This is a genomic window from Endozoicomonas sp. ALB091, from assembly GCF_049310265.1.
Classification (GTDB): domain Bacteria; phylum Pseudomonadota; class Gammaproteobacteria; order Pseudomonadales; family Endozoicomonadaceae; genus Endozoicomonas.
Map to the genome: position 1 here is coordinate 445,614 of NZ_JBLYNQ010000007.1, position 25,136 is coordinate 470,749.

Here is a 25,136-nt window from a genome sequence, read left to right on the forward strand (position 1 = left end):
TTAGTACAATACCTTTCCGGTTAACTGTTAACCACCGTACTCAGCGATAAGTAGCCATTTTTATGCCAGAGCGAGATGACGAGCAAAGCTTTCAGGAAGCCATGAGGGATGTACAACCATTGGTTGGCAAAAAAGGCAACAAGACGCATTCTGGCATCCATCGCAAGACGAATTCAGATATTCCACAAAGCACTCTAAGGGCTCGCCGCAAGGCTGCCGAGCTGGACAAGCCATCCTCTGGTGCTGCACTCTCTGACGCCTGGATTGAGCCTGTCGATCCTGAACAGTTTATTGAATACTCTCAGCCCGGAATCCAGACCACAAGGCTCAGGCAACTGCGTCAGGGGACGATCCCGGTTCAGTTTCAAGTGGATCTGCATGGCTATAAGATTGATGAAGCCAGAGATCTTATCCATGAGTTCATTCAGGTTTCCCGCTACCGTGGGCTGACCTGTGTACGCATCATTCATGGTAAGTCTCACCGCAGCAAAGAACGACAATCGACGTTAAAGAGCCATACCAATCACTGGTTAAAACAGATACCGGATGTTCTGGCATTTTGTTCTGCCCCGCCTTCCGAAGGTGGCACCGGTTCTGTTCTGGTTCTGCTGAAGAGGAAATAAACCGCTAACTTTCCCGGTGCAGATAGTCACCAAAATAGATGGCCGGTTTTTTCATTCTCAGCTCATTACGTTCCCGGGTTACATTTTCAAACTCTTTTGCCAACGGCATAAAATGGTAAAGGTTGCAGTCATCTTCCGAAGTACTCATCAGGGTTAGTCCGACAGGCATACCATGAACTTTATCATGGCCAACAGGCAGAGTAATTGCAGGCACATCAAGCAAGTTGGCCAGACTGGTGAGCTGACTCAACTGCAATGAACTCCGTAAGTCAGCCATACCGTATTGTTTTTCGCCCCTGATAATATCTCTGCTCACTTCGGGAATCGTGGGCATCAGAATAACGTCAACGCCTCGATCTTTGAGTGATTTAAGGTGCTGTTTGAATTGCGCACGGTTTTCTCTGGCAACGCGCTTCATCCGATCAGTAAACGATTTGGCCAAATTCATATTCAGCTTGAGTTCCGGATCGGCCTGGTTCCGTTGATCATCCGATAACGCGGTTGAATTAAAGGCTTGCAGTTCTTCAGAGCCAAAAAGTACCACATGGGACAGGGCCAGTGCCCTGGCATTCCCGGGAGAGTTCTCAAGATCCATAAGGTGGACTTCCTGCACATTTCTGGCCTTGCCATATTTACTCTGCCAGCAGCCAATGGCCTGCTGGCATTTTTCTGCAACGGCCGGATTGGCAATGCCCATGGCATCCAGATCAATCGCCACACCCAGCTTCTGGTAGTCCAAACAGCGTTTATCTGGTCTGACACTGCTGGACGCCAGAAACGCCTTTGCAATATCGCCCACCTTAAGTCCTAAAATTCCTGACTCTACCATTGACTCCGGGTTATCTTTATAGGCTCCCCCTGTCTGATCAAGAAACGATTCAGCACGACTTTCTTCCTTGCCACACTTCCCCCCGACAATGCCCGTTGCTGCCGCGGGTATGCGGACAGAACCACCACCATCACTGCCGATGGCAATGGGCAACAGACCACTGCTGACCGCAACGGCACCACCAGAAGTGGAACCACCGGGAATTTTAGGTCGGCCATTTTTCCCCAGATAGGTATTAGCCAAAGGACCATCTTTGGGATTGATACCACTGGCACCGGCACCCAGTGCATGCTGGGTGTTGGTTTGCAGCAGGCAAAATTCATCAGAAGCACCAAGCATATCGAGAAACCTTGTGGTTACCGTTTGCTTAACACCATTCCCTTTCATTCCATGGGTTGCTGTCATCCCCTTTAAGTGAAATTCAGCCTTGACCGAAACGGGTATTTTATTATGTTGGAAATCAGCGGCTTGCAACGGCTGCTCAAAAATACCCTGTTCGCTGATACACCCTCTCTCTGACTCTGATAGTTGATCTGATTGGCAGGCTTTTTTAATAGCATCTGACATATTCTCAGCATTAACGCCACACCAGTCAGACAGTGGCTTATCCAGATGGCTATCAGGCTCCCGGTCAGGCTTGATTTCAGATAACAATTGCAGATATTCATTGTCGTTTATTGTCTCTTCATCACCAGCGGCCCGAGACGTAACAGCACTATCCGAACTCGCCTGGTTTATCCTCTGATCACTGAACGTCACTCTTTCGGGCATTGAATTCGATAATCCGGAAATAAACCGCATAATCGGTGTAACGATTTCAAAACGGGACATTCGTTCAAGAACATATTTCAGAAAAGGCCCTTTGTTCATGCGGCCCGAAGGAACCAGATTCTCAGCCCGGCATTGAGGGTATTGTTTAATTATACGATGGCAGAAGAACCCGGAGTCATTAGCCTTTGATTGTGAACAGAACTCACATGCAAGAGCTGCTGACTTCGATGCTGATAGTGCAGTTGACGCATCCATTTTGACCCCATCTTCTATATGTCTGCTTAAGTATCTATGTGTGTGCTATCCCTGAAGTGAATAAGTATGAAATAACTGTCATGTGAATGAAGCCACACATGATGAAAACTGAACCGTCGCTCCCAGCGTTGCACCCAATCAGTCTGTCTTCTGATAAAACGAATACAATAACGATGCGGGTTAAACAGGGAACTTGTCTGTTCCAGTCCACTGACCAGACCGGGCAACAGTCCAGCCTGTATACCAAAAATTTTTTCGCCAAAGTTCGGACAATGAACAGTAACATTAGTTCATTGCCAATATCCCAGATTTTGCCCTGTGAACTTTGAAAAAGTTCGATGAAGTTAGCTACTTGCTATCCCGCCCGCTTCAATTGTCTGAATATGGGCTTTCACTTCCTCTGGAATACTGGTCTTGCGATTGGTCAAAAAGTTAAACATAACGCCCGTTGCGGTACCGGTTGTGGTCACTTTGTTCAGGCTTTTACTGAAAATCGCATACTCCATGGTAAAACGGTCTTCCTGCACATCACGAACTCTTGAGCCCACCAGCAAGGTGTCTGGATAGGTAACCGGAACCTTGTAAAAGCATTGGGTATGACTGATCACCGGGCCAATACCACTGCCTTTCGCTTTTTCCATCATCTGCATTTTGCCGAAATAATCGATCCGGGCTGATTCAAAATAACGGAAATACACGACATTATTGACATGCTGAAGGGCATCCATATCCCCCCAGGCTACGGGTATCTCAGTGATAACGGTATAGTCTTCCAGCAGGTGCTCCACAGTAATTACTCCTTTTTTCTTTCTATTATTGTGTGCATTTAACAGGAATGCGCGTGCAACCATAAAGGGAATTCGGGTAATTAACAACAGATCGGTAACCTTCTGCTCGGTGCCTACACGCCAGGTCTCACCTGGATGGGCTGTAAAACCGGCCTTTCTACTCACCTTCTCTCTGAATACGCTTTTGATAAGGTGTGCCGCCAGGCTTCGGTCATCCTCTCTATCCGTCGAGGTAAGTTGATTGCCAGCACCGAGCCAGGCTCTATTACTCTGGCCAGTCCAGGGATATTGACCTGAGCAGGTCGATTTAGGAATTGTTACGAAATCATTTCCACATTTTGAACTCGATCTCCGTTCATCCTGAGTGCTGAGCTTGTCGAAGTATCGAAGGGTGATTGGCACAATACATGAGGCCGGAGTTCACGCCCTTCGACAGCCTCAGGACGAACGTAGTTTTGAAACCCAGAAGTGTGGTCATTATTTCAGAACAGCTCCTTAACCGGTCCCCTGCTCCCCATATTCCGGGGAGCAGCCGCTTTTTTCGCGCCATTTGCAACCCTTTCCCCATTTATCTGTCTATATTGTCTGAGGCTTCATGAAACGCTGGATTCACTGAGGAAGTACCGATGGCAATAACAAGATGGCTGATTTTCACTCTCCTTTGCGGGATAACCGCGCTCGCCGCCGCTTATCCTGAAGCTGACCAACAGGGCGCTGTTTATAAAGGGCTGCAGGATGTCCATACCATCGCAGAAATGCAGGGAATCAACCCCCGGGATACAACGGTCCGATGGGAAATCGGCGACAATAATCTGCAGGAGTGGCTGCTCGCTCCCTGGAACAAACTGAAAGTGGACGAAGCCCTTGCCGTTTACCAACAGCAGTACGGCTCTATCACCCAGACGGCTGCCAGAGTGGTCATTGGTGCCATCAGCAATAATTTTGATGCCTCTGGCCATCTGATTACCGAAGCTGAACGCCAGCAGCTGTTAGAGCGGGTTCAGCAGACTCAATATCTTCAGAGGTTTCACCCCAGAGCCCGGGCCATAACCATCGCCGATGCTGATGCGCAGTTTTTCCCCAGTGATGTATTTTTTACCAATAATCTGGCTCAGGCTTCCAATGTTGCCGCTAACCAGAAATCATCCAGTACGCTTATTCTGAGAAATACCCCGGTCTTTGTGCTTGGTCAGTTAACGACTATTGACTCAGCAGGTCTGGAGTCTGCCGAAGATAGCTGGGTAGCCCTGTGGCGTCCGGAGTTTGGCCTCAAGTTCACCAAGGCAAGGCATATCGCTTTTGTCGATGACTCTCTGGCGGGTGAACTTCCCGTTTCATCCCGGGATCCTGACAACCAACTGAAACTGACCGTCACCAGCCGGGTCAGAAGTCAGGACATAAACCTGCGATTGCCTTTAGGCACCCCGGTATACAGCCTGAGTGGCAGGTACTTTTTCGCAGCGCGAAACCATCAACCTCCGGCATCCCGGCAGATAGAATCGTCAGAGTTACGGCTTTATTCTGCCCAGCTGTCCCCGGAGGAATTATCGGTTGATCCTGCGGGAAAACTGGATAATCAGGTGATACAAGTGCCAATTCCCCTGAGTTACCAGAACTATCTGAACCAGCTGAGTAATACCCTGTTAAAATACCCGTCAGACTATGTTGCGCCGGAACACAATGAGAACCGTTACTTTGCCTTTGGCGAAGGCACCATTGGCCCTGACGGTGAAAGGGGGATGGACGCTTCCACCTTCGTCCTGAAGCTCATTCAGCCTTTTGGCAAATGGCTTCCCAGATATTCCGTTCATCAGGTTGAAGAAGGCATCAAAAACCGTTTGATCATGACCACTCAAAATGCATCCCCGGAGGAAAACTATCAGGCCATGCTGAATCATTGCCAGGTGGGTCATTTTGTCTCCGTGGGACGTGGCAGCAATATGGCCTGTCTGGGCAGTATTACCCTGGATCAGCTGGGACAGCTCAGTGACCAGGCCTATGCGGATGCGGTAACTACCGGAGGGATGACAGATCAGGACCGTGTCCCACTACTGGCACTCAGCACCGTCGGACTGACAACCATAGAGGATGTTATGATCAATAAACCGGCAGGTTCTATGGAATTCCAGGCAACCGGTGAAACGCTGCCGCTGTATCTGGCGGCAAAAACGTCAATGCCCGTCTGGTATATTACTGGTAAGGCGGCAGTCTACCCCGTCTTTAAATCGGGCTATCTGAGCAGCCTTATCCGCGATGGCAGATCACTGACATTTTACCGTTATTTTGAGCCTGTAGGCGCGACACCCGGTGATTGAGCTTCCGGGCACAAACTTCAGGTAGCAAAGGAAGGCGCATTCCTGCCTTCCTGCTGTCTCATTCGGCTGATACATCACATTCCAATGAGTTTGATGAATACAATCTCCGTTCACCCTGAGCGGAATCTGGACGTCATTGATAGAAGGAAACCATCAATGGAACCTATTAATTATTTTGAGGTCAAATTCCGGAATTTCCATTCCATGCTTGAAAGGTTTCATTCTGAGAGCAACAGCACCACCTTTCTACCCTTCGGGATCGATTGATCGACGAGCTGGTTCAAGCGGGACTCCTCACCGCTCCCGAAGTGCATTTAACGGTAAACAAGTATCAAACCATCAGTCTCAGAGAAGTACGACGCCGCTCCATGTCGATAGTAAATGCGTTGAAGATGCCTTTTGGGAAAAACAACCATTTCAGGGTCGTAAAGTCACCTCGGCTGTTGTCCTTAACGCCTATGGGAATGATACAACGTCCCTTCGACCTGGCTTCTTCCTGCAAAAACTGTGCTTGCAGAACATTCTCCATGGCAATAGAAAAGTTACCCCGGATCAGGTCATTCAAGAATTCAACCGTAAACCGGATCGAAATAATAAGTGCAAATTAGCCTTGGCACGCTTTATGCAGCACTGTCTCCATAGGGGCATGCCGGTGAAGGGCCAGAGTGTCACGCCGGATATGGTGGTTAAGTATTTCCCGGATGGTCCGGAAGGCAAACTGGGGTTAGCAAGGTTCAAAGAAGAATGTTGCCTGAGTGGCCTGCCGTTAAATGGCCAGCAGGTCACGACGGAAGCAGTGTTCAGGAATTATCAGGCCATCAGGGCAACACTGGAGCTGGCACGCTTCAAATCGGAATGTTGCCTGAGGGAGTTGTCGTTGCATGGTCGGCGGATCACACCGGAGGCAGTGGTTAGAGGTTGTCAGGCTGCCATGGCAACACTGGAGCTGGCGCACTTTAAGGAACAATGGTGCCTCAGGGGTCTGCTGTTGAATGGCCAGCAAATCGCACCGGATGCAGTGGTTAAGGATTATCAGACCGCCAACGCAACACTGGACCTGGCACGCTTCAAGCAAAAATGTTGCCTGAAGGGCCTGGCGCTGAATGGACAGCCGGTCACACCGGACGAGGTCGTTCAGAGTTACCCGGATAGTCCGGAAGGCAGGCTGGGGATAGCGCGCTTCATAACGGAGTGTTGCCTGCAGAACCTGCCACTGAATGGTTGGGAAGTCACAACAGATATGGTGGCCAGGAATTATCAGGCAGCCAACGCAACATTGGAGCTCGCCCACTTTAAGCAACACTGTTGCCTGATGCGGCTGCCGTTGAATGGTCAGCAGGTCATACCGGATGCAGTGGTTAAGGCTTTCCCGGACAGTCGGGAAGGCCAACTTGGCAAGGCACGCTTTAAAGCAGAATGTTGCCTGAAGCGCCTGGTGTTGAATGGCCAGTTCGTCAATCCGGATGAAGTGTTAAGGGGTTTTCAGGCAGTCAATGCAACACTGGAGCAGGGACGCTTCAAAGCGGAATGTTGCCTGAAGGGCCTGACGTTGAACGGCCAGCAGGTCTCACCGGATGCTGTGGTCAGGGATTATCAGGCAGCCAGGGCAAAACTGGAGCTGGCACGCTTTACAGCGGAATGTTGCCTGAGGGGCCTGACGTTGAATGGCCAGCCCGTCGCACCGGATTCCGTGGTTAAGAATTATCAGGCAGCCAGGGCAATACTGGAGCTGGCGCGCTTTAAGCAACAATGTTGCCTGAAAGGCCTGGCGTTAAATGGCCAGCCGGTCACCCCGGATGAGGTGGTCAGGGATTTCCCGGATAGTCCGGAAGGCAAACTGGGAATCGCGCGTTTTAAGCAATACTGTTACCTGAGGGGCATTGCATTGAATGGTCAGCAGGTTACATCGAATGAGGTGGTCAGGGGTTATCTGGCAGTCAAGGCAACACTGGAGCTGGCACGCTTTAAGGAACAATGCTGCCTGAAGGGGCTGCTATTAAATGGCCAGCAGGTTACCCCGAAAGAGGTGGTTAAGGGGTTTCAGGCAGCCAGAGCGACACTGGAGCTGGCGCGCTTTAAAGCGGAATGTTGCCTGAGGGGCCTGCCATTGGGCGGCCAACAGGTCTCAACGAAAGCGGTGGTCTCTGCTTATCAGGCAGCTTCAGCAGTACTGGAGCTGGCGCGCTTCAAAGAGGAATGTTGTCTGAGAGGCCTGACATTAAATGGCAAGCTGATTACAACGGACGAAGTGGTCAGGGGGTTCCCGGAAAGCCCCGAGGGCAAACTGAGATTAGTGCGCTTTAAGGAAGAATGTTGCCTGAGGGGCCTGACCTTGAATGGTCAGCAGGTCTCATCGGATGCGGTAGTTAAGGGTTATGAGGCAACCGGGGCTGTGCTGGAGCTGGCGCGCTTCAAAGCGCATTGTTGCCTGAAGGGCATGCTGTTGAATGGTCAGCCGGTCACACCGGATGCGGTGGTTAAGGTTTGTGAATGCGGCGGCTGGTTACTTCAAAAAGCCATTTTTTATGCTCAGCTGGCATTGAATGCCAGGGAATTGGACATTACCTGTCCGGATGACCAGGAAGTATTGGCAGCGTTTAATGAAGTCCCCGGTAATCATTCTGCAAGGCAAACCAGGTATCTGATGCTAAGGCTGCAACAATCTCAGCGGGACCATGAAACCGGTGAAGCCCGGAGTTTGCTGCAAGAGGCCTGGCAAATTTTGAACAGCGTATCGGTCAAAGGTGCAGAGGAACTTCGACTGGAATGTGTATTGACATTCATGGCTATGTATTATGGGCTGCCAATCAATCACCAGAAAGTGTCAGCAGAGCAGGTATTGCAATCCATCAAAACCCTGAGAAGTTCAGTTCAGACTTTACGCCTGCATTTCTTCTTCATGGCACACTGCTGCATCACGAAACAACCTGTAGATGGACAGGTAATCCATGAGGAACAGGTTCTGGAGTGTCTGCACAGTTTTTCTAAAGGTAGCAAAATGTCCCATGCTTTAGGCTGCTGGTTTGAACAGTCCGGCCCCGAAGCCAATGTTATGGATGAGATACTGTTGCTTCGGGAAAATACCATAGCCCTCGACAGTGATTGGCAGCTGTGAGCTGAGTGGTCGACCAGCGTCTGACGTGACAACTCTGTTAAGAAGCCAAACCAGAAGAATTTAACCCTGGAGCCTGATATGAATCGTGTTAGAGGTGTCTTTCATCTGCCCCGTGAGACTGTCAACCCGGATCCCGTTCATGAACCTCATGATAAGGTCCCGGCGGTACCTGAATTCACTGAGGCGGCGAGCAGGTTTCTGAATTCGGCAGAGATAGACGAGTTCGTTGGCAACGCCAGGTCCGTTGCGGCCGAGTTGCTTGCTCCCGATGGTTCCCTGGTGGATAGCTGGAACCTGCCCCATCAGCTTAACCCGTTTCATATTGCCTGCCTGGCGAAGAATAACGAGCTGCTGGAAGCCGCGCTTGAAGCCCCTCAATGGTGGAACATGATTGATCAATGCACCGCTGTCATTGATGTGAATGAACTGGCCGTTACTGCGGGTGATAAGAAAATGCCAGTCATGAACGGTGACCCTCCATTGCATTTTGCCCTGTCTAATGGCTGGAATGCCGGGGCTATAAGACTCATTAACGCACTTCTCAGCGCCGGAAAAATTGCCGATACGGTGAATAACACCGGCATTAGTACATTAAGCCTGGCTGCGGCCAGGAGCAACCTTAATGTAGTATCCGAGCTTTGTGATTATCTCTGTCATGAATTTCGCCAACTTTACTCCCAACGCTTTCTGATGCACCGCACAAACAATCAAAGCAATCTGCTGCATCACGCTGCACAGCAGCCAGATCCGGAGGTCTTTGAGTTTCTGCTGAAAGAGCAGCTTGCGGGTACTGGACGATCAACACTGCATCAGCCGGATGAGAGCGGGAAGACTCCGGTTGACCTGATTAAGGATTTATTGCTTGAAAGGCGCAGAATTGCCTTGAATGAAGCTGACAATTCCATGATGGCAGTTTACGCAAAGCGGCGAAAAATTGATTCGCTCCTGGCATTGTCAGACTATAAGAAGCAATTGGATAGCAATGATAGCCTGACGCGGAAATACTTTAAGGATTGCGGCTATCCTGATGGTCCATGGCAAAAGTTTTATATGGAGAATATTCTCGAGGCTGAACAATTGCAGGCTCAATCCTCCTGGAATTCCAGCTGGTCAACCCCCGGGACATCTGCTCTGATTTCTGAGCAGCCTATGAGCCACTAATCCAAAAAACGGTCCAGAAATAACTAACCTGATTTTCTCTGCCCGGCCCCGGGTTTGACGATCAGTCGTCTTCCTTTAATACACGACGATATGCTGTGAACTGATGACCAAACGTGTCAATGCCCTCCTGGCGAAGTGCAGGAGCAAGATGTGCCAGGTAGTGATCCAGCGCACCCTGCCCGGACACTCGATAGCGAATGGAAAAACCGGTTGAATAAGGTCGTGCTGTCAGCTGATCATCTACCGTCAGCTTCAGTATCTCCGCACTGTGAAACCCTTCGGCCTTCAGCACAGCATCAACATGTGGCTTTAGCCAGGCCCTGAACTCATCCACAATTTCATTATCCACCAGACAATTGACTTCATAGATAATCATGAACGCCCCCTTCTTAAATACTCATTTGCGAGTAATGGATAATAGTGGATAAATGGCAGAAAGGCAGAAGGTCAGACTTTTCGCACAATATTTAAACCATGCCGGATGGGCAGCAGCACACTCTCAAGGTTTGGGTGCTGATAAATGTAACGATTCAGATCGGCAATCACCTGATCACGCTCCTCCTGAGGGTCAAGCACCTTCCCTTTCCAGAGGGCATCATCAATCACCACAAGCCCGTGAGGGTTCAGCATGGGCAGTACCAGCTCCAGATAATCGCGGTACTTCTTCTTGTCTGCATCAAGAAACACCAGGTCCAGTTTTTCCGCTGTTAATTCCGGGATCGTATCCAGCGCCCTGCCAAAGAGCACTTTGACTTTATGACCATGGGGAGACCGGTCAAAAAACTCCTGACCAATGGCAATGGACCGTGGGTTGGTTTCACAGGCATACACCACGCCATCATCGGGCAAACCTTCTGCCATGGATAGCGCTGCGTAGCCGGTAAACATACCAATTTCCAGCACGGTTTTACTGCGGCTGATCTTAACCAGCATTTTCAGGGTCTGCCCTACCAGCCGACCGGAGAGGTTAACGGGGTAACGGGTTCTGTCCACCGTGGCCTGAGCCAGCTCGGCCAGAAGCGGAGACTCACCGGACGTCATCGTCTGGCAATAGTTTTCTATTGCTGGATCAACCATCCAATCCATGCACTGTACCTTTCTTGATAAAAGAACCTTAATAAAAGAACCTTGATAAAAAGGGCACTCTCCATGAAGATGAGGCCACAATTTATCAAGCGTTGAAAAAAACAGCGGCGAATTTTAAGCGAGGGAGCCATGACAGAAAAGCCCGTTATTGAGATAGAGTACTGCAGTCAATGCCAATGGCTGTTGCGTTCTGCCTGGCTGGCACAGGAGCTGCTAAGTACCTTTAGTACTGATATAGGGGAAGTTCGGCTAAAGCCGGGAACAGGGGGCATCTTCATCATCAGGCTCAATGGCGAAGAGATCTGGGAACGGAAAAAGAACGGTGGATTTCCTCAACCCAAGGAAATCAAACAGAAAGTCAGGGACGTGATTGCCCCTGAAAGAGATCTTGGCCACAACGACCGTTGAGGGAGGTCAGATTCATCTAACCTCACCTCTGGAAACTCTAAGATAAACCCTAAACCCAGGCGCTCTCTTTCTTGCGGATTTTCAACATCGGCAGGAACAAACCAAGCAGAATACCCAGCAGTATTGTACCACCACCAAAGAGATACCAGCGCAGGCTGGTGTCTCTGAGCAGCTGACGGTTTTCCGCCTGCAGCACCTGCAACTGGTTCTTCAGCCGTTCGTTTTCCTCAACCAGCTGCTGGTTACGACGATCTATCGCCAGGGGCTCAGCAGAAATATCCTGAAGTCGTTTCAGCTCCACCTGCTGGCGATCCAGTTTATTATCCGCCTTGTTGAGTTCGGAGGTTACCTCTTGCAGCTGACCATCCCGTTCAATCAGGCGTTTTTCCAGCGCTTTATTGTCCGCCGCCATTTTTCTGGCCCGATCCAGGGCCGCAGGTAACTGGCGAAAAGCCGGTGGGTTGGTCATCAGGTATTGTGTCGGTACATAACCTTCCTGATCACCGTATTTCACTTTACTGAAGCCCTTGCCGGAATTTTCTTCCAGCAGTACCAGCGAAGTGCCGGTCTTCAGTCCACGGTGCAGAATCCGGTATTCATTACCGGGTCCGCTGCGCATGGGCACATAGGTAATATCAGTGATATATCGTGTCTCTGCACAGACCTGCCCGATCCATAACAACCCGAACAGAACAGCCAGCCAATGTTTTTGCATTTTCACAGGTATCAGCATCTCAAATCACGGCAGAACTTTTTTAAATGGCTTAACGATAACCTGTCGATAAACGCCAGCCTCAATATAGGGATCTGCATCTGCCCAGGCCTGGGCTTCGGTTAAGCTGGCAAATTCGGCAACCACCAGACTCCCGGTAAAACCAGCCTCTCCCGGATCATTGCTGTCTATGGCAGGACAGGGACCGGCCAGCACCAGCTGCCCTTTATCCTTTAATTGCTGAAGCCGCTCAAGGTGTGCGGGGCGCGCCTTCATTCGCAAGGGCAGGCTATTATCGACATCTTCACTGAAAATAGCGTAGAGCATTTATTTCTCCTCAGTCTGAATATGTTTTGAAATCACCAGAAACTGACCAATCACAAACAGGAATGTCAAAATAAGGCTGCCAAACACTTTGAAGTCCACCCAGATATCGTGGAAGGTAAACGCCACAAAAAGGTTGGCCGCCCCCAGAAGAATAAAAAATACCACCCAGCTGATGTTCATCTTGAGCCAGATATTGTCCGGCAGTGTCAGGGCGTGTCCCATCATCCGCTCCAGCAGGGTCTTTTCACCAATAAACTGACTGCCCAGAAAAGCAACCGCAAAGATCCAGTTGACGATTGGGGTTTTCCACTTCAAAAAAGCTTCATCGTGAAACGTCAGTGTCATGCCCCCAAACAGCATAACCGCCGCGAGCGTAACCACATGGCTTTTTTCCAGCGCACGGTTTTTCAGATACAGGCTGCCGTACACCAGAACGGAAGCAACCATCAGCACCAGAGTTGCGCTGAACGGTCCACCCAGTTCAAAGTCATTTGCCCCCAGACTGACCGTTCTCGGGTCCATTTTATAGACGACAAAGAAAAGAATCAGAGGAATAAAGTCAATTATTTGCTTCATATTTGGCCAATCAGAGTAGAATAGGAGGCACCAATCAGGAGGCTGTCCGAGAATAGCGCCCGTAGCGAGGACGGCAGAAAATTGAGGATAAAAATTCGGTTTTGTGAGGTGAATAGCGGGGCTATTTGCCGAACAAAAGCGGATTTTTAGACCAATTTGCTGCCGCCACAGTAGGGCAGTCTATTCTCGGACAGCCTCCTAGTCACCCCGTTAGTAAATAACGGTCAGGGAGTTTGAGCCTGCTGGCAATAACAGTCAAACTACATAATAAACTAATTGAATTTCAGGGTAAGAGGCAATTTTGATTTCCATTGATTTACACAGCCACACCACCGCTTCTGATGGAACTCTTGACCCAGTTGAACTCTACCTCCGGGCTCAGGAACGACAGGTCCATACCCTGGCCATTACCGATCATGACACCGTTGCTGCCCATTACTTCCTCAGAGACCACCAGCCTGAGGGGGATATTCGATTAATCACCGGCATTGAGCTCTCCACTACCTGGTCGGGTGCTGAAATTCATATTGTCGGTTTGAATTTCTCCCTTGATCACCAGGACCTGGAGCTGGTCATAAAAGCCCAGGGCGAGTCCCGCAGAAAACGCTCACATCATATTGCCGAACGGCTGGCCCGCCGTTTGCCAGAATGGAATGCCGATCAGATTTTCCGCAAAGTCCTTGAGGTTGCGGTTGAACAACAGCAAAACAGCCATCATGGCTTTATGCTGAAACCGGACGACGTGCAGATTGGGCGGCCACACTTTGCCCGCTGGCTGATCAGTGAAGCACGATGCCATGATATGGATGCTGCGTTTCGCAAGTACCTCGATAACAGCAAAATTGGCAACCTTAAAGCCTTCTGGCCAAAGATGAGTCAGGGCGTTGCCTGGATCCGGGCACTGGGAGGAACGGCCGTTCTTGCCCACCCCGGAAAATACCGGATGACCGCCACCAGACTCCGGGCTCTGATCAAAGACTTTACCCTGGCAGGCGGGCACGCCATGGAGGTTCAAGGCTCTAACCACCCACACAGTCAGGTAGAGCAAATGGCACGCTATTGCCGGGAGTTTAACCTGATGGCATCACAGGGCAGCGATTTTCATAACCCGGACTACCCGTGGGTTGATATTGGTCGACTGCCTCCCTCTCTCCCTGCCAACCTGAAACCGGTTTGGGATATCTGGACATAGCACCTGCTGTGGCCGGGGAAGAAGGTGAAATCATTACCGTGTTGTCTGGGTAACACCCGTGAGTAATCACAAACAGAAATGTGAGCCCCACTGGCCAGCTCTTCTTTCCTGCTGACCTCAGTGTTATGATGCGCCACCGCTTTTGCGCAATCACCACCGTGCTCTTTCGCTGAAGCATCACTCTTTCGGCTGAAGGCTATTTTTTTAGCTAAAGACCCTTTTCTTGCTGAAGGCTCTACTACATGGTTTCAATGAGTTTGACGGGTTGTCGTGCCTCCGCACTCCGTTCGTCCTGAGCCTGTCGAAGGACCCATAGGGCCTAAAGGCGGAAACTCCGGACTCTGATAGATCGTGCCAAGCACCCTTCGTCCGTGCATCCTGAGCGGGGTCGAAGGGCGCTCAGGGTGAACGGAGATCGTACACGTCAAACTCATTGAAACCATGTACTACCCCTTCATCACTCTGAGTTATGGCCGACAAACTTGTTTGCTTGTCACCACCCACACCCCGGGCCATAGGTAGAGTGAATAACCCTGATGCTGACGATTACCATGAGCCAGTTCTTTCAGATTCACCCCGACAACCCGCAACTGCGCCTGATCCGTCAGGCTGTCGATATTATTCGCGATGGTGGTGTGATCGCCTACCCTACCGACTCAGCCTATGCCCTGGGTTGTCACATTGGCGATAAAAAGGCGGTTGAGCGCATCCGGAAAATTCGCAGGCTGGATGAAAAGCATAATTTTACCCTGGTCTGCAGAGACCTCTCCGAACTTGCGACCTATGCCCAGGTGAATAATACGCAATATCGAATGTTGAAAAATCACACACCGGGCCCCTATACCTTTATTCTGAAAGGGTCCAGGGAAGTGCCTCGACGGTTGATGCACCCGAAGAGGAAGACCATCGGCATACGTGTGCCTGAAGGTGCCATTGTGCAGTCATTGCTCAGCGAGCTGGGCTGCCCCATTATGAGTTCAACGCTCCACTTGCCTGGTGACGAGTTCCCCATGATGGATCCTTACGATATCCGCATGACGCTGGAACCCCAGCTGGACCTGATTATTGATGGCGGGTTCTGTGGCATGGAGCCGACGACAGTGGTCAGCCTGATGGAAGATGTCCCGGAACTTCTCAGGGTTGGCAAAGGTAATCCTGAGCCTTTTATGATTGATTAGTTTTTCTTGCGGTAAAGCAAGTATCAGCTGTTAGTTCACACAACTATCCATGACATGCCATGATGTGGAATTAACAGCAAATCTATTTTTCTACTATTCAGAAAAGTCGTCTAGGATAAATAGTCTAATTCAAAAGCCTGAATCCCATACTGCATCCAACAATCAAGAATCAATTAGTGAATATGTGAATAGTCGAAATCAATCAACAAAGCATTTATCAAACCATGCCAATATCAGCAATCAAAAAACCGGAAACCAAAAGATACCAAAATAAATTATTCATAATAATCTTTGGATTTCTTATACACCCTTTAGATATTCAGGCTGAACTTGGTATAAAAAACACCTATCAAACATCACAACAACACTTTTCTCAAGCCTACCCGGACACTAATGAAAAAATTGAATCAAAAGAAGTTAAAGGTGAACTTCCTGATATTATTCTTACACCCGGAGAAAAAAGAAAAATCGTATTAAAATCACTCACCCAACAAACCATCGACCAGGCCAGTTCCACGAACAAAATTCTGACACATTACGCCGTTAAAGACCTGGATTTATTAAATGGACCAACGCAGTCACCCGACCACAGCATTCTGAAAAGCCTTGGAACCACGATTACCATATCCGGAGAAATCATGTTAGCCAATATGCTGATTACTCCGACAACCGATATCAACGTACTGAAAAAAAGACAATCCACCATTCAATACCTGATCGATAATCCAATAATCATGGCCAGGCTGGAGAATCATTTACAACGGTTCTCCGCCAATGAGGATGGCATCATATCTCTGCTTGACCCCTCCGATACTGTCTATAAAGGACTTTTCCAGAGCCTGGATGCTACCACTCAGTTTGGTATGAACCCGAAAACCAGCAATGAAAAAGAAGCCTCCCGTCGTTTTATTGAAAGCCTGAATTTGCTGAGCCTCGGGTTTATGCCAACCTACCTTTATTACAATTCTTCACATCCATTGCATCTGGTCAGCGGCTTGACACTTTATGGCCTGACACTTTATCTGACACAACGAAGTGCCAAAAGAGAGAGGAAATATTACACCTACGTAATGGAACGCAGCAGACGCCCGGGCCTTGCCTTATTTGAAGCCAGAAAACTCTGGATGACCCTTGAGAACCATCCACCGTTTCATGAAGTGCTGTTATCCTACCCGGAGCTTGCAAGGCTGGATTACTCGAAAGAGTTCCGGGAAATGCTCGCGCTATTGAAAGAGCCCCCTGAAAGCCCTGTCCGTTCTAACTGGCACTACTACACCTCTCACATGGGGTGCTACCACATGGCATTAGAACTGATGCAGAAGCACAAAAGTTCTCTGTTATACATCCTCAAGGCCGTGGGTGAAGTGGATGCCTGGCTGACCATTGCCAGACTGGTAAGCCAGGGTCAGCAAAGAGAAAGCAACCCAATTGCCTTTGCAAAATACATTCCGGAACACGCTTCACCCTACCTGAGACTTGACCGATTCTGGAATCCACATTTATCACCAGCAGTCGCCGTGCCAAACAGTATTGAAATAGGCGCGCAATTACCGTTGAACACCATCATTACAGGCCCTAATGCCGCCGGAAAATCGACCAATATGGAAGGCATTGCCATTGCCGTCCTGCTGGCACAGACCTTTGGAATTGCACCAGCGCACGATATTGAAATAACCCCGTTTTCCCTGATCCATACTCACATGGATATCAGCTCAGAGGTGGCAGCAGGGCTGTCAACCTTCAAGGCAGAATCGGTAAGAGCTATTGAACTGATGGACCATATTGAAAACATGGTAGAGTACCAGTTCAGCCTGACACTGATGGATGAGATTTTCAGCAGCACCAATCCGATAGAAGGTGAGGCTGGCACTTATGGCTACCTGAAAATCATTTCCAACAACCGGAACTGCATTAATATCTGCACAACCCACTACCCCAGACCCACACTGCTGGCTGATGAATACCCCGGAATATTCCAGAACATGCATGTTCACGCCGACATCACCAGTGACGGCAGACTGGTCTATGACTACCTTTTAAAATCCGGTTTTTCTGAACAGCATATTGCCATCAAGATTCTTGAAGATGAGGGCATTCAATCAGAATTTCTTGATATCGCCACGGACATCATCAAATATCCGGAACGATACCCTCTTCAAAACCGCAGACACTAGGAGCCTGGTTTCAAAGAGTTTGACGTGTACAATCTCCGTTCACCCTGAGCGGAGTCGAAGGGTGCTTGGCACGATCTATCAGAGTCCGGAGTTTCCGACCTTCGACAGGCTCAGGACGAACGGAGTGCGGAGGCTCAACAACCCGTCAAACTCACTGAAACCATGTACTATGAGACCGGGAAAAACGCTTTATCAATGCCTTGTTCAGGGGAACATCCAGTCTTTTGATACTGACCACAAGACCCATCCTATTATCGGCCACTAAAGCCGGTAATGCGCGGCAGGGAATACTGTCTCGCCCCTCTTTCCCCTGGATTAAAACTGTCGTACCCTGTCCTCTCAGGACTAATTTGGGAGAGCCCTTTGAGCGCTGTAGACCCTCAGTCGCGTGTTTTATCTGGCATGCGACCCACTGGCCGATTGCATCTTGGCCATTATCACGGTGTTTTAAAAAACTGGCTGGCACTGCAACACGAATACGACTGTTTTTTCTTTGTGGCAGACTGGCATGCATTGACCACTCACTATGAAGATACCCAGCACCTTCAGCAACACATGCTGGATATGGTCACTGACTGGCTCGCCGTTGGTGTGAACCCTGGCTCTTCCACCATTTTTATTCAGTCCCGGGTACCGGAGCATGCCGAACTTCACCTGCTGCTTTCCATGATGACACCGCTGTCATGGCTGGAACGGGTTCCAACGTACAAAGACCAGCAGGAAAAACTCAGAGAGAAAGACCTTTCTACCTATGGCTTTCTGGGGTATCCCCTCCTGCAAAGTGCTGACATTCTGGCCTATCGGGCAGGCAGCGTGCCTGTGGGTGCGGATCAGGAAGCCCATGTGGAGATTACCCGGGAAATTGCCCGCCGTTTTAACCATCTCTATGGCCGTGAACCCGGTTTTGAACAAAATGCCGAAATGGCCATCCGGAAAATGGGCAGAAAGCAGGGTGAAATATACCGGAAGCTTCGCAAAACCTATCTGGAAAAAGGCGATGAACAAGCCCTGGAAACAGCCAGGGCCCTGCTGAAAGAACAGAACAATATTACCCTGGGTGACCAGGAACGCCTCTTCGGTTATCTGGAAGGCACCGGCAAGGTTATTCTGCCAGAGCCTCAGGCATTGCTGACACCGCAAGCCAGAACGCCGGGGCTGGATGGACAGAAAATGTCCAAGTCCTACAACAACACCATCAGTCTCAGAGAAAGTGCGGACGAGGTGGACACCAAGATCCGGAAAATGCCCACGGACCCGGCCCGTATTCGCCGGAATGATCCGGGTGATCCCATAAAATGCCCAGTATGGCAATTTCACCGGCTCTATTCTGACCAGCAACGTCAGGACTGGGTACACAGTGGCTGTACCAGTGCCAGCATCGGTTGCCTCGACTGCAAAAAGCCGGTCATAGAAGCGATCCAGGCCGAGCTGGAACCGATACGGATTGAAGCCCTGGAACTGGAAAATAACCAGGATGTGGTCAAGAGCATTATTACCGAAGGGTGCGAGAAAGCCCGCGATGAAGCCCAGGACACCCTGAAGGAAGTCCGGGATGCCATGGGACTGCACTATCGCTAAGAGCCTGACCGAGAATTGGTATAGTTCCTCTCTGGACAGACACCACCTCTGGCAGGCATGATGGAACTGATCAGCAAATAAGCCATCTAACCTCCCAGGAGCCTGTCGGACTTAAGCGTCCGTAGCGAGGATTGCGAGAAATTGAGGATAAAAATTTCTGCTTCTGAGGAGAATAGCGGGGCTATTTGACGAAGAAGCAGGAATTTTTAGACCAATTTATCGCAACCGCAGTAGGACAGTCTTAAGTCCGACAGGCTCCCCCGGCCCAGCAAGAGGTGAACTGCCCATGACCACGACGGAAGCCGTGGCCGAACAACCAGCACAGACGTCAGCCCCATCGGAAGCAGAATCCGTTGCACCCGAAGCTCCTCATATAAGAGCGGAAAAATCGCTGGCGCTGGTTAAGGGTCAACCATTCACCAAGCTGCCTGACGATCTCTACATTCCACCGGATGCCCTGGAAGTCTTTCTGGAAGCCTTTGAAGGCCCGCTGGATCTTCTGCTCTACCTGATCAAACGGAACAACATGGATATCCTCGATATCCAGGTGGCCCAGATCACCCATCAGTACATGGAATACGTCAAGCTGATGGAAAGTTCCCAGTTTGAGCTGGCGGCAGAATATCTGGTGATGGCCGCAACACTGGCGGAAATCAAATCCCGAATGCTGTTGCCACGAACCGCAGAGGCTGAAGAGGAAGAAGACGACCCCCGTGCTGAGCTGGTCAGGCGACTGCAGGAGTATGAGCGCTTTAAGAAAGCGGCCGAAGACCTGGATGACCTGCCCAGAATGGGCCGGAATAACTGGCCAGCCAAAGTTCAGCCTCCTGAGTTTGAGCGGGTTCAGATACATCCGGATGTTGATCTTCAGGATATTCTGGTCGCCCTGAGCGAAGTCATGCGTCGGGCTGATATGTTTGAGCACCACCATGTAGCGGAAGAAGCACTGTCCGTTCGAGAGCGGATGAGCGAGGTGCTTGCCATGCTCTCCCCTGAACGCTTCACCCCCTTTGTGGCACTCTATCGGGTCAGCGAAGGCCGACTGGGCGTGGTGGTCACCTTTATGGCCATTATGGAACTGATCAAGGAATCCCTGATCGAGCTGGTACAAAGCGAACCCTTTGGACCAATTCATGTGAAGGCCCGTAACATGGAAAATATCAATGAGCGAAAAGCCTGATCTCTCACTGATTCTGGAAGCAGCGATCATGGCCAGCAGTCGTCCACTGACGATTGAACAACTGGCGGCCCTCTTTCCGGAAGACAATCGCCCTGATGGCAATGAAATCCGTGAAGCCCTGGTCAAAGTATCTGACGCCTGCGAGGGCCGGGCCTTTGAACTGAAGCAAGTAGCGTCCGGCTTCCGCTTCCAGGTTCGTCAGGGCATGGCTCCCTGGATTGGCGGCCTGTGGGACGAAAAACCTCAGCGCTATACCCGTGCCCTGCTGGAAACCCTGGCCCTGATCGCCTATCGCCAGCCCATTACCCGGGGAGAAATTGAAGATATTCGTGGCGTCAGTGTCAGCAGTAATATCATACGCACCCTGCAGGAGCGGGAGTGGGTTCGCGTTGTCGGCCACCGGGATGTGCCCGGCAGACCCGCCATGTTTGCCACCACCCGGCAATTCCTGGATTACTTCAACCTGCAGAACCTGAATGAACTGCCGCCGCTGTCGGAAATCCGGGACCTGGAAGAAATCGCCAAGGCTCTGGAAATCCCGGAAGAGATTGCCGAGGCACTGGCGGCTGCAGGCGGTACGTTAGAACAGCCGGAGCTGGCAGACCAGGAAGTCATCAAAGAGCGTTCGGCCCAGGAGCTGTTCGATGAACTGGACGCCATGGAAGCCGAATTACCCACTGGCTTTAATGACTTGATCAAAAAGCAGAAAATACCGGCCCTGCAACTGGAAGAGGAAAAAGAGCAACACAGTGCTGAACCAACTGAAGATGAATTAGCCACCTCTTCAGAAAGCCAGACTGCTAATGAGCAGTCATCTGAAGAATCACTTTCTTCCCAGTCTGAAGAGCCAGATGAAACCTTTTATTAATCAAATATTAATCAAAGGCACTCTGAAAGTATTCTTACAGGGTGTCTTCTGGAACAGAGCCCCCTGCCCAGCCCCAAATACCAGTAAAAATAAGCATCCAAGCATAAAAAAAAGCGTATGTGATTCAAACTATTCTTACTAATGCCATACAACTGGCTACCATTAGCCCTCACCATTAACGCGTTTACAAATATAGGAAAAAATAGAAATTGCGTTTCAGAATAGTTAAATACCACATAACCATTTTCCCTTTTAATATTGGCCATATAAGACAATGGATTGATATCAACATAATCAACTTTGTTATGAGGTATTGATTTTGATACGGCAACCAGACTCAAACCCGGCAGGCATTTTCATCGACCCACAACCTGTAACAACCCAGCCTACAGAACCGCAGGGGCAATGGAGAGGGTTGGAGGTAATTCGATTGCAAGCCCGTGAGTTAATTCGGTCATTTAATCCCTTCTATGATCCACCCAATTCCCAACCGCCACCGGATGTTGCAGACTCTGCTGCTGCTATTGACTTTCAGGGCCGTGATGGCAAGACCAGTCACTGCCTGCAGTTCACCGCACTGGCAGGACGGGCGATAGCGGCCTATGCCAACATGCCCCCGGAAATCAATAATGCGCTGAGCTATCTTGCCACCCTCGCGGTTGCAGGACGGCTTGCCAATGATCAGCTTAACGCGTTCACTGCCCACGCCGATTTGGTACCCGAGCCTGGCACACACAGGGAAACACCGGACGAGACTCCGGCAAATGCTAAAAATAAAACCGGAAAAACTTCACTGAACCCACAACAACAGCCTGATAACTCCGCCACCTCAACGCTGCGTGCCAGCCAGTTGCCAAACACCTCCGTGGCACTGGGAGCTCTGGTCGGCCTTTCCGCTGTCGGCGCGTCATCAGCATCCACCCCTGACAATACCCCCTGGGTTGAAGTGGCGGACGCCGAGACACTGGGCAAGATTTGCCAGGATGCAGAATCATGCAGCAATAAATATCGGCTGACAAAGGATATCGACGGTAGCCAATTGCCTAGGCCCATTGGCAATGAAACCCTTCCATTTACTGGCAAGGTGGTCGGTGACTGTCGTACCATCTTCAAACTTCCGCACTGCCTGATAGGACACTTGTCCGGTGACGGCCTTATTGATGACCTGCGCTTTCGTAATGCCAATATTACATCAACAACTACGGCCGGGGTTGCGGCTTGTAAAATGTCAGGCGGTGCCACAATCAGTAATATCCGGGCTGAGCATGCTTACCTTGCTACCCTTGCTACCAATGAAGTTGTAGGCGCAGCTATTGGCGTGGGTAAGGTTAATGGAGGCAATGTTATCAACACAACAGCAATAAACTGCACGGTGGAAGCCTCCATTGGTGATGATATATCAGCAGCATTTGCCGGTATTGCCGTGGGCTGGTTAGACTCGGGAATTGTTACCAACACAAATGTGATGAACTGCACAGTGAAAACTTCCGATTATTCATTCGCCGGTATCGGTGCGGGATATCTGGAACAAGGCGCTGTTACCAACACGACAGCGGTGAACTGCAATTTGGCAACCTCTGGTAGTGAAGCTAACTCCGGTATTGGGGCGGGAGAGAATAAAGGAAGTGTTACCAACACGAAAGCGGTGAACTGTCATATTGAAACAAAGAATCGTTTTGCATATGCCGGAATCGGGGCGGGACTTAGTTATGGATCTGTTACCGACACGACTGCAGTAAACTGCACGGTGACAACCTCGGGCGGACAGGCAGATGCCGGTATTGGGGCGGGAAATAATGTAGGAGCTGTTACCGGCACGACAGCGCTGAACTGCAAAGTGACAACCTCGGGCGGACAGGCAGATGCCGGTATTGGGGCGGGAATTAGTTATGGAGCTGTTACCGACACGGCTGCAGTAAACTGCAATGTGACAACCTCTGGCGCACAGGCAGATGCCGGTATTGGGGCGGGAATTATTAACAAAGGAACTGTTACCGACACCAAGGCGTTTGACAGCATCATTAATAGTGATGGTAAAGCAAATATCACGGGAGGGGATAACCCGGTTATTTGTAATGTCAGAATTAATGGTAATAAACAAACAGACAGTTCCCGAGACTGTCGTTATGGTTTGGATAATGATTTCTGTGCAAATACAGACCCCAGCCTGGTAACACCGGATTGCCAGCCCGTTAAGTATGTTATTGATACATCATACTGTGCTAATGCCACACTGACGCCCCTAATCACAGAGACGCCGGTAACGGTACCGAGTACCAACATTTCCCTTCCCGGCCCGGCTTCTGCCACACTTACCACTTTAACTCCGACAGTGGCATCACTGGGTACAGGCGCTATCACCGGTATCGCCCTGGGTGCCGCGGTGTTTTTTGTGGCGGCCGGTGCTGTTGGTTTCTGCGCCTACCGTTACCGCCAAAGATCATCATCAGCTGATATTGGCCGTAACGAACCCATGCCAATGCACTCCAACAGCCAGCCACGGACTGGTAGACCGTTGGCTGCTCCTCCTCAGCTCAATTACGAGAACGATTTCGAACGGTTGTTGCCTGCCTGCCAGACAGGAGAACACAGCGATGAGGAGCAGCTACTCGAAGATAAACTGTAGAAAAGAACCTGAATGAACTGCCGCCGCTGTCGGAAATCCGGGACCTGGAAGAAGAGGAAGAACCGGGTACTGAACCTTCAGCAAGCCAGACTACTGATGAGCAATCCTCTGAAGAAGTACTTTCTTCCCAGTCTGAAGAGCCCGATAAAACCTTCCATTAATCAACGACACTCTGGAAGTATTCTTCCAGAGTGCCTGCTGGCCCCCCCCCCCCAACCTCACCCAGCTCCTGAAATACCGGTTGAAAATAAGCATCCAACTCATGGGCAAGGTGGTTCCAGTCTTTATTTTTATCGCCATCAAGAAGGTAAGTGAAATCTGGTAATTCTTCGCCATCAAAAAACTCATCTGGAAATTGTGAGTCTAATATATTTTCCTGGTAAAATGAGAAGGAAAGTATTGGCTGATGGACGTCTTTGCTCATATCTGTGCAAAGACGATGACTGTGGCGTAGCATCGTTACATCACACCCTCTCAGATAACTGTCAATTTTATCAAGCCCTTTGCCAAGATCAGACATAACACCTGTATTAATAATACCGTTGATTAGATCATCGAACTTTATTGGAACCATTCCCCGGGTAGTGAGATCGGGTATGTAAGTGTCGAAGGAGTTAACTTTACATTTTTCAAGTAATCTGCAATTCGTTTTCTGCCACGACTCGAGTCTACAGGCAATGGTATGCAATTCTTCCAGTCTGGCTGTTGTGAAATAGTCAGCGATCGTTTCACCAAGTTCTTTCCTGACACTTTCAACGGCCTTATCGCTAGCGCCCTTCCCCGCAGAAGATATTGACGCCAGTTCATTCAAGCTGGATGTCAGAGACTCCTCCAGAATCAGCTCACCGCCACGATAAGCGCAGCCCCCTGCAGCACCTTCAGTGGAATCCGCGTCCTTTACCAGAAGAAGGCTCTTTAACATTTGCTCCAACTCCATGAAGCAATCGGGTTCTGAACCAGGACCTGAACTGAGGGAGGATAAGGGTGAAGCATCATCATCAGAACTCTCATCATCTGAGCCAACCGTAAATTTCACAACCGATGGATTATCAGTTCCACCCAATGCTGGATTCATATAATTATGGGCAGGCAAAACAGCACTTGCAGCCCGAGCACCAACGGCCGTACTGTGCTGAAGATCTTCAGTGGCACGACTCCGAAAAATACCGCCCGCATGTTGAGCATTCGCTGGCAAGGCAGAATCATTCTGGTCATAGCTGTTGCTTTGTGATCCGTTTACAAAGTTTGCCAATCCGGCATTTAGACTTGGCGGAATCATCATTAAACCTTCTAACGATAGATATTTATTCCCCATAGACAACTTGCGTTCTCAATAGGTTCAGTCATTGGAATAATATTTTGATGAGTCAAATC

At 49.9% G+C, this 25,136-nt stretch carries 21 protein-coding genes; 12 read left to right on the forward strand and 9 right to left on the reverse strand.

The window, feature by feature from the left end:
• Window positions 1–62 precede the first annotated feature (62 nt).
• Complete coding sequence (locus ACO6UX_RS14075) at window positions 63–623, forward strand: Smr/MutS family protein (RefSeq protein ID WP_422448571.1); 561 nt, start codon at window positions 63–65, stop codon at window positions 621–623.
• Between the two features lie 4 nt (window positions 624–627).
• On the opposite strand, the gene ACO6UX_RS14080 is transcribed toward ACO6UX_RS14075, so the two are convergent.
• Window positions 628–2,322 carry an amidase family protein gene (locus ACO6UX_RS14080; RefSeq protein ID WP_422448573.1) on the reverse strand — a complete coding sequence of 565 codons (1,695 nt, stop codon included), beginning with the start codon at window positions 2,320–2,322 and terminating at the stop codon, window positions 628–630.
• 500 nt (window positions 2,323–2,822) lie between these two features.
• The gene (locus tag ACO6UX_RS14085; RefSeq protein ID WP_422448575.1) at window positions 2,823–3,431 is read right to left on the reverse strand and encodes an acyl-CoA thioesterase; all 609 of its coding nucleotides are present in this window, start codon (window positions 3,429–3,431) and stop codon (window positions 2,823–2,825) included.
• A gap of 461 nt (window positions 3,432–3,892) precedes the next feature.
• Here ACO6UX_RS14085 and ACO6UX_RS14090 point away from each other — a divergent pair, with 461 nt between their 5' ends.
• Window positions 3,893–5,581 carry a hypothetical protein gene (locus tag ACO6UX_RS14090; RefSeq protein ID WP_422448577.1) on the forward strand — a complete coding sequence of 563 codons (1,689 nt, stop codon included), beginning with the start codon at window positions 3,893–3,895 and terminating at the stop codon, window positions 5,579–5,581.
• A 331-nt stretch (window positions 5,582–5,912) separates the two neighbouring features.
• Here the strand turns inward: ACO6UX_RS14090 and ACO6UX_RS14095 are convergent, their stop codons facing one another.
• Window positions 5,913–6,146, reverse strand: coding sequence for a hypothetical protein (locus tag ACO6UX_RS14095; RefSeq protein WP_422448579.1), 234 nt, complete (start codon window positions 6,144–6,146; stop codon window positions 5,913–5,915).
• A 57-nt stretch (window positions 6,147–6,203) separates the two neighbouring features.
• On the opposite strand from ACO6UX_RS14095, the gene ACO6UX_RS14100 reads away from it, so the two are divergent.
• Both ACO6UX_RS14100 and ACO6UX_RS14105 read left to right on the forward strand, forming a co-directional pair.
• Window positions 6,204–8,696: a hypothetical protein gene (locus ACO6UX_RS14100; RefSeq protein ID WP_422448581.1), complete on the forward strand. Its 2,493-nt coding sequence runs from the start codon at window positions 6,204–6,206 to the stop codon at window positions 8,694–8,696.
• Between the two features lie 78 nt (window positions 8,697–8,774).
• Window positions 8,775–9,857 (forward strand): ankyrin repeat domain-containing protein, encoded by a 1,083-nt coding sequence (locus ACO6UX_RS14105; protein WP_422448583.1) that lies wholly within the window; start codon window positions 8,775–8,777, stop codon window positions 9,855–9,857.
• A gap of 61 nt (window positions 9,858–9,918) precedes the next feature.
• Here the strand turns inward: ACO6UX_RS14105 and ACO6UX_RS14110 are convergent, their stop codons facing one another.
• Window positions 9,919–10,233, reverse strand: coding sequence for a DUF4286 family protein (locus tag ACO6UX_RS14110; protein WP_422448585.1), 315 nt, complete (start codon window positions 10,231–10,233; stop codon window positions 9,919–9,921).
• A gap of 71 nt (window positions 10,234–10,304) precedes the next feature.
• Window positions 10,305–10,943, reverse strand: a complete 639-nt coding sequence (locus ACO6UX_RS14115) for an O-methyltransferase (protein ID WP_209203402.1) — start codon at window positions 10,941–10,943, stop codon at window positions 10,305–10,307.
• A 129-nt stretch (window positions 10,944–11,072) separates the two neighbouring features.
• On the opposite strand from ACO6UX_RS14115, the gene ACO6UX_RS14120 reads away from it, so the two are divergent.
• Window positions 11,073–11,351, forward strand: a complete 279-nt coding sequence (locus ACO6UX_RS14120) for a SelT/SelW/SelH family protein (RefSeq protein ID WP_163373176.1) — start codon at window positions 11,073–11,075, stop codon at window positions 11,349–11,351.
• 49 nt (window positions 11,352–11,400) lie between these two features.
• Here the strand turns inward: ACO6UX_RS14120 and ACO6UX_RS14125 are convergent, their stop codons facing one another.
• Genes ACO6UX_RS14125 through ACO6UX_RS14135 form a run of 3 tightly spaced genes read right to left on the reverse strand, consistent with a single transcriptional unit; the run spans window position 11,401 to window position 12,966 of the window.
• The gene (locus ACO6UX_RS14125) at window positions 11,401–12,084 is read right to left on the reverse strand and encodes a TIGR04211 family SH3 domain-containing protein (protein WP_422448588.1); all 684 of its coding nucleotides are present in this window, start codon (window positions 12,082–12,084) and stop codon (window positions 11,401–11,403) included.
• A gap of 6 nt (window positions 12,085–12,090) precedes the next feature.
• The gene (locus ACO6UX_RS14130) at window positions 12,091–12,390 is read right to left on the reverse strand and encodes a YciI family protein (RefSeq protein ID WP_209203405.1); all 300 of its coding nucleotides are present in this window, start codon (window positions 12,388–12,390) and stop codon (window positions 12,091–12,093) included.
• Entirely contained in the window at window positions 12,391–12,966 is a 576-nt protein-coding gene (locus ACO6UX_RS14135; RefSeq protein WP_422448590.1) for a septation protein A, read from the reverse strand.
• 301 nt (window positions 12,967–13,267) lie between these two features.
• Between ACO6UX_RS14135 and ACO6UX_RS14140 the strand changes: the two genes are divergently transcribed.
• The 7 genes from ACO6UX_RS14140 (at window position 13,268) to ACO6UX_RS14170 (ending at window position 23,762) form a co-directional block, all read left to right on the forward strand.
• A complete protein-coding gene (locus tag ACO6UX_RS14140) occupies window positions 13,268–14,158 on the forward strand; it encodes a PHP domain-containing protein (protein ID WP_422448592.1) in 891 nt (296 codons plus the stop codon).
• Window positions 14,159–14,709: 551 nt separating this feature from the next.
• Window positions 14,710–15,336, forward strand: a complete 627-nt coding sequence (locus ACO6UX_RS14145; protein WP_269676060.1) for an L-threonylcarbamoyladenylate synthase — start codon at window positions 14,710–14,712, stop codon at window positions 15,334–15,336.
• 224 nt (window positions 15,337–15,560) lie between these two features.
• Window positions 15,561–17,510, forward strand: a complete 1,950-nt coding sequence (locus ACO6UX_RS14150) for a MutS-related protein (protein ID WP_422448594.1) — start codon at window positions 15,561–15,563, stop codon at window positions 17,508–17,510.
• A gap of 363 nt (window positions 17,511–17,873) precedes the next feature.
• Window positions 17,874–19,088, forward strand: a complete 1,215-nt coding sequence (locus ACO6UX_RS14155; protein WP_422448596.1) for a tryptophan--tRNA ligase — start codon at window positions 17,874–17,876, stop codon at window positions 19,086–19,088.
• A 286-nt stretch (window positions 19,089–19,374) separates the two neighbouring features.
• Window positions 19,375–20,268, forward strand: coding sequence for a segregation and condensation protein A (locus ACO6UX_RS14160; RefSeq protein WP_422448598.1), 894 nt, complete (start codon window positions 19,375–19,377; stop codon window positions 20,266–20,268).
• The gene (scpB, locus tag ACO6UX_RS14165; protein WP_422448600.1) at window positions 20,252–21,136 is read left to right on the forward strand and encodes an SMC-Scp complex subunit ScpB; all 885 of its coding nucleotides are present in this window, start codon (window positions 20,252–20,254) and stop codon (window positions 21,134–21,136) included. The genes ACO6UX_RS14160 and scpB overlap by 17 nt, the downstream gene beginning before the upstream one ends.
• 319 nt (window positions 21,137–21,455) lie before the next feature.
• Window positions 21,456–23,762, forward strand: a complete 2,307-nt coding sequence (locus ACO6UX_RS14170; RefSeq protein ID WP_422448602.1) for a hypothetical protein — start codon at window positions 21,456–21,458, stop codon at window positions 23,760–23,762.
• Window positions 23,763–23,919: 157 nt separating this feature from the next.
• Here the strand turns inward: ACO6UX_RS14170 and ACO6UX_RS14175 are convergent, their stop codons facing one another.
• Window positions 23,920–25,044, reverse strand: coding sequence for a hypothetical protein (locus ACO6UX_RS14175; protein ID WP_422448604.1), 1,125 nt, complete (start codon window positions 25,042–25,044; stop codon window positions 23,920–23,922).
• Window positions 25,045–25,136 lie beyond the last annotated feature (92 nt).

What these genes read in the sequence shown, in the direction of transcription:
- ACO6UX_RS14075 (WP_422448571.1), top strand. Translation starts at nt 63, where the DNA reads ATGCCAGAGCGAGATGACGAGCAAAGCTTTCAGGAAGCCATGAGGGAT.
- ACO6UX_RS14080 (WP_422448573.1), bottom strand. Translation starts at nt 2,322, where the DNA reads ATGAACAAAGGGCCTTTTCTGAAATATGTTCTTGAACGAATGTCCCGT.
- ACO6UX_RS14090 (WP_422448577.1), top strand. Translation starts at nt 3,893, where the DNA reads ATGGCAATAACAAGATGGCTGATTTTCACTCTCCTTTGCGGGATAACC.
- ACO6UX_RS14100 (WP_422448581.1), top strand. Translation starts at nt 6,204, where the DNA reads ATGCAGCACTGTCTCCATAGGGGCATGCCGGTGAAGGGCCAGAGTGTC.
- ACO6UX_RS14105 (WP_422448583.1), top strand. Translation starts at nt 8,775, where the DNA reads ATGAATCGTGTTAGAGGTGTCTTTCATCTGCCCCGTGAGACTGTCAAC.
- ACO6UX_RS14110 (WP_422448585.1), bottom strand. Translation starts at nt 10,233, where the DNA reads ATGATTATCTATGAAGTCAATTGTCTGGTGGATAATGAAATTGTGGAT.
- ACO6UX_RS14115 (WP_209203402.1), bottom strand. Translation starts at nt 10,943, where the DNA reads ATGGATTGGATGGTTGATCCAGCAATAGAAAACTATTGCCAGACGATG.
- ACO6UX_RS14120 (WP_163373176.1), top strand. Translation starts at nt 11,073, where the DNA reads ATGACAGAAAAGCCCGTTATTGAGATAGAGTACTGCAGTCAATGCCAA.
- ACO6UX_RS14125 (WP_422448588.1), bottom strand. Translation starts at nt 12,084, where the DNA reads ATGCTGATACCTGTGAAAATGCAAAAACATTGGCTGGCTGTTCTGTTC.
- ACO6UX_RS14130 (WP_209203405.1), bottom strand. Translation starts at nt 12,390, where the DNA reads ATGCTCTACGCTATTTTCAGTGAAGATGTCGATAATAGCCTGCCCTTG.
- ACO6UX_RS14135 (WP_422448590.1), bottom strand. Translation starts at nt 12,966, where the DNA reads ATGAAGCAAATAATTGACTTTATTCCTCTGATTCTTTTCTTTGTCGTC.
- ACO6UX_RS14145 (WP_269676060.1), top strand. Translation starts at nt 14,710, where the DNA reads ATGAGCCAGTTCTTTCAGATTCACCCCGACAACCCGCAACTGCGCCTG.
- ACO6UX_RS14150 (WP_422448594.1), top strand. Translation starts at nt 15,561, where the DNA reads ATGCCAATATCAGCAATCAAAAAACCGGAAACCAAAAGATACCAAAAT.
- ACO6UX_RS14160 (WP_422448598.1), top strand. Translation starts at nt 19,375, where the DNA reads ATGACCACGACGGAAGCCGTGGCCGAACAACCAGCACAGACGTCAGCC.
- scpB (WP_422448600.1), top strand. Translation starts at nt 20,252, where the DNA reads ATGAGCGAAAAGCCTGATCTCTCACTGATTCTGGAAGCAGCGATCATG.
- ACO6UX_RS14175 (WP_422448604.1), bottom strand. Translation starts at nt 25,044, where the DNA reads ATGATGATTCCGCCAAGTCTAAATGCCGGATTGGCAAACTTTGTAAAC.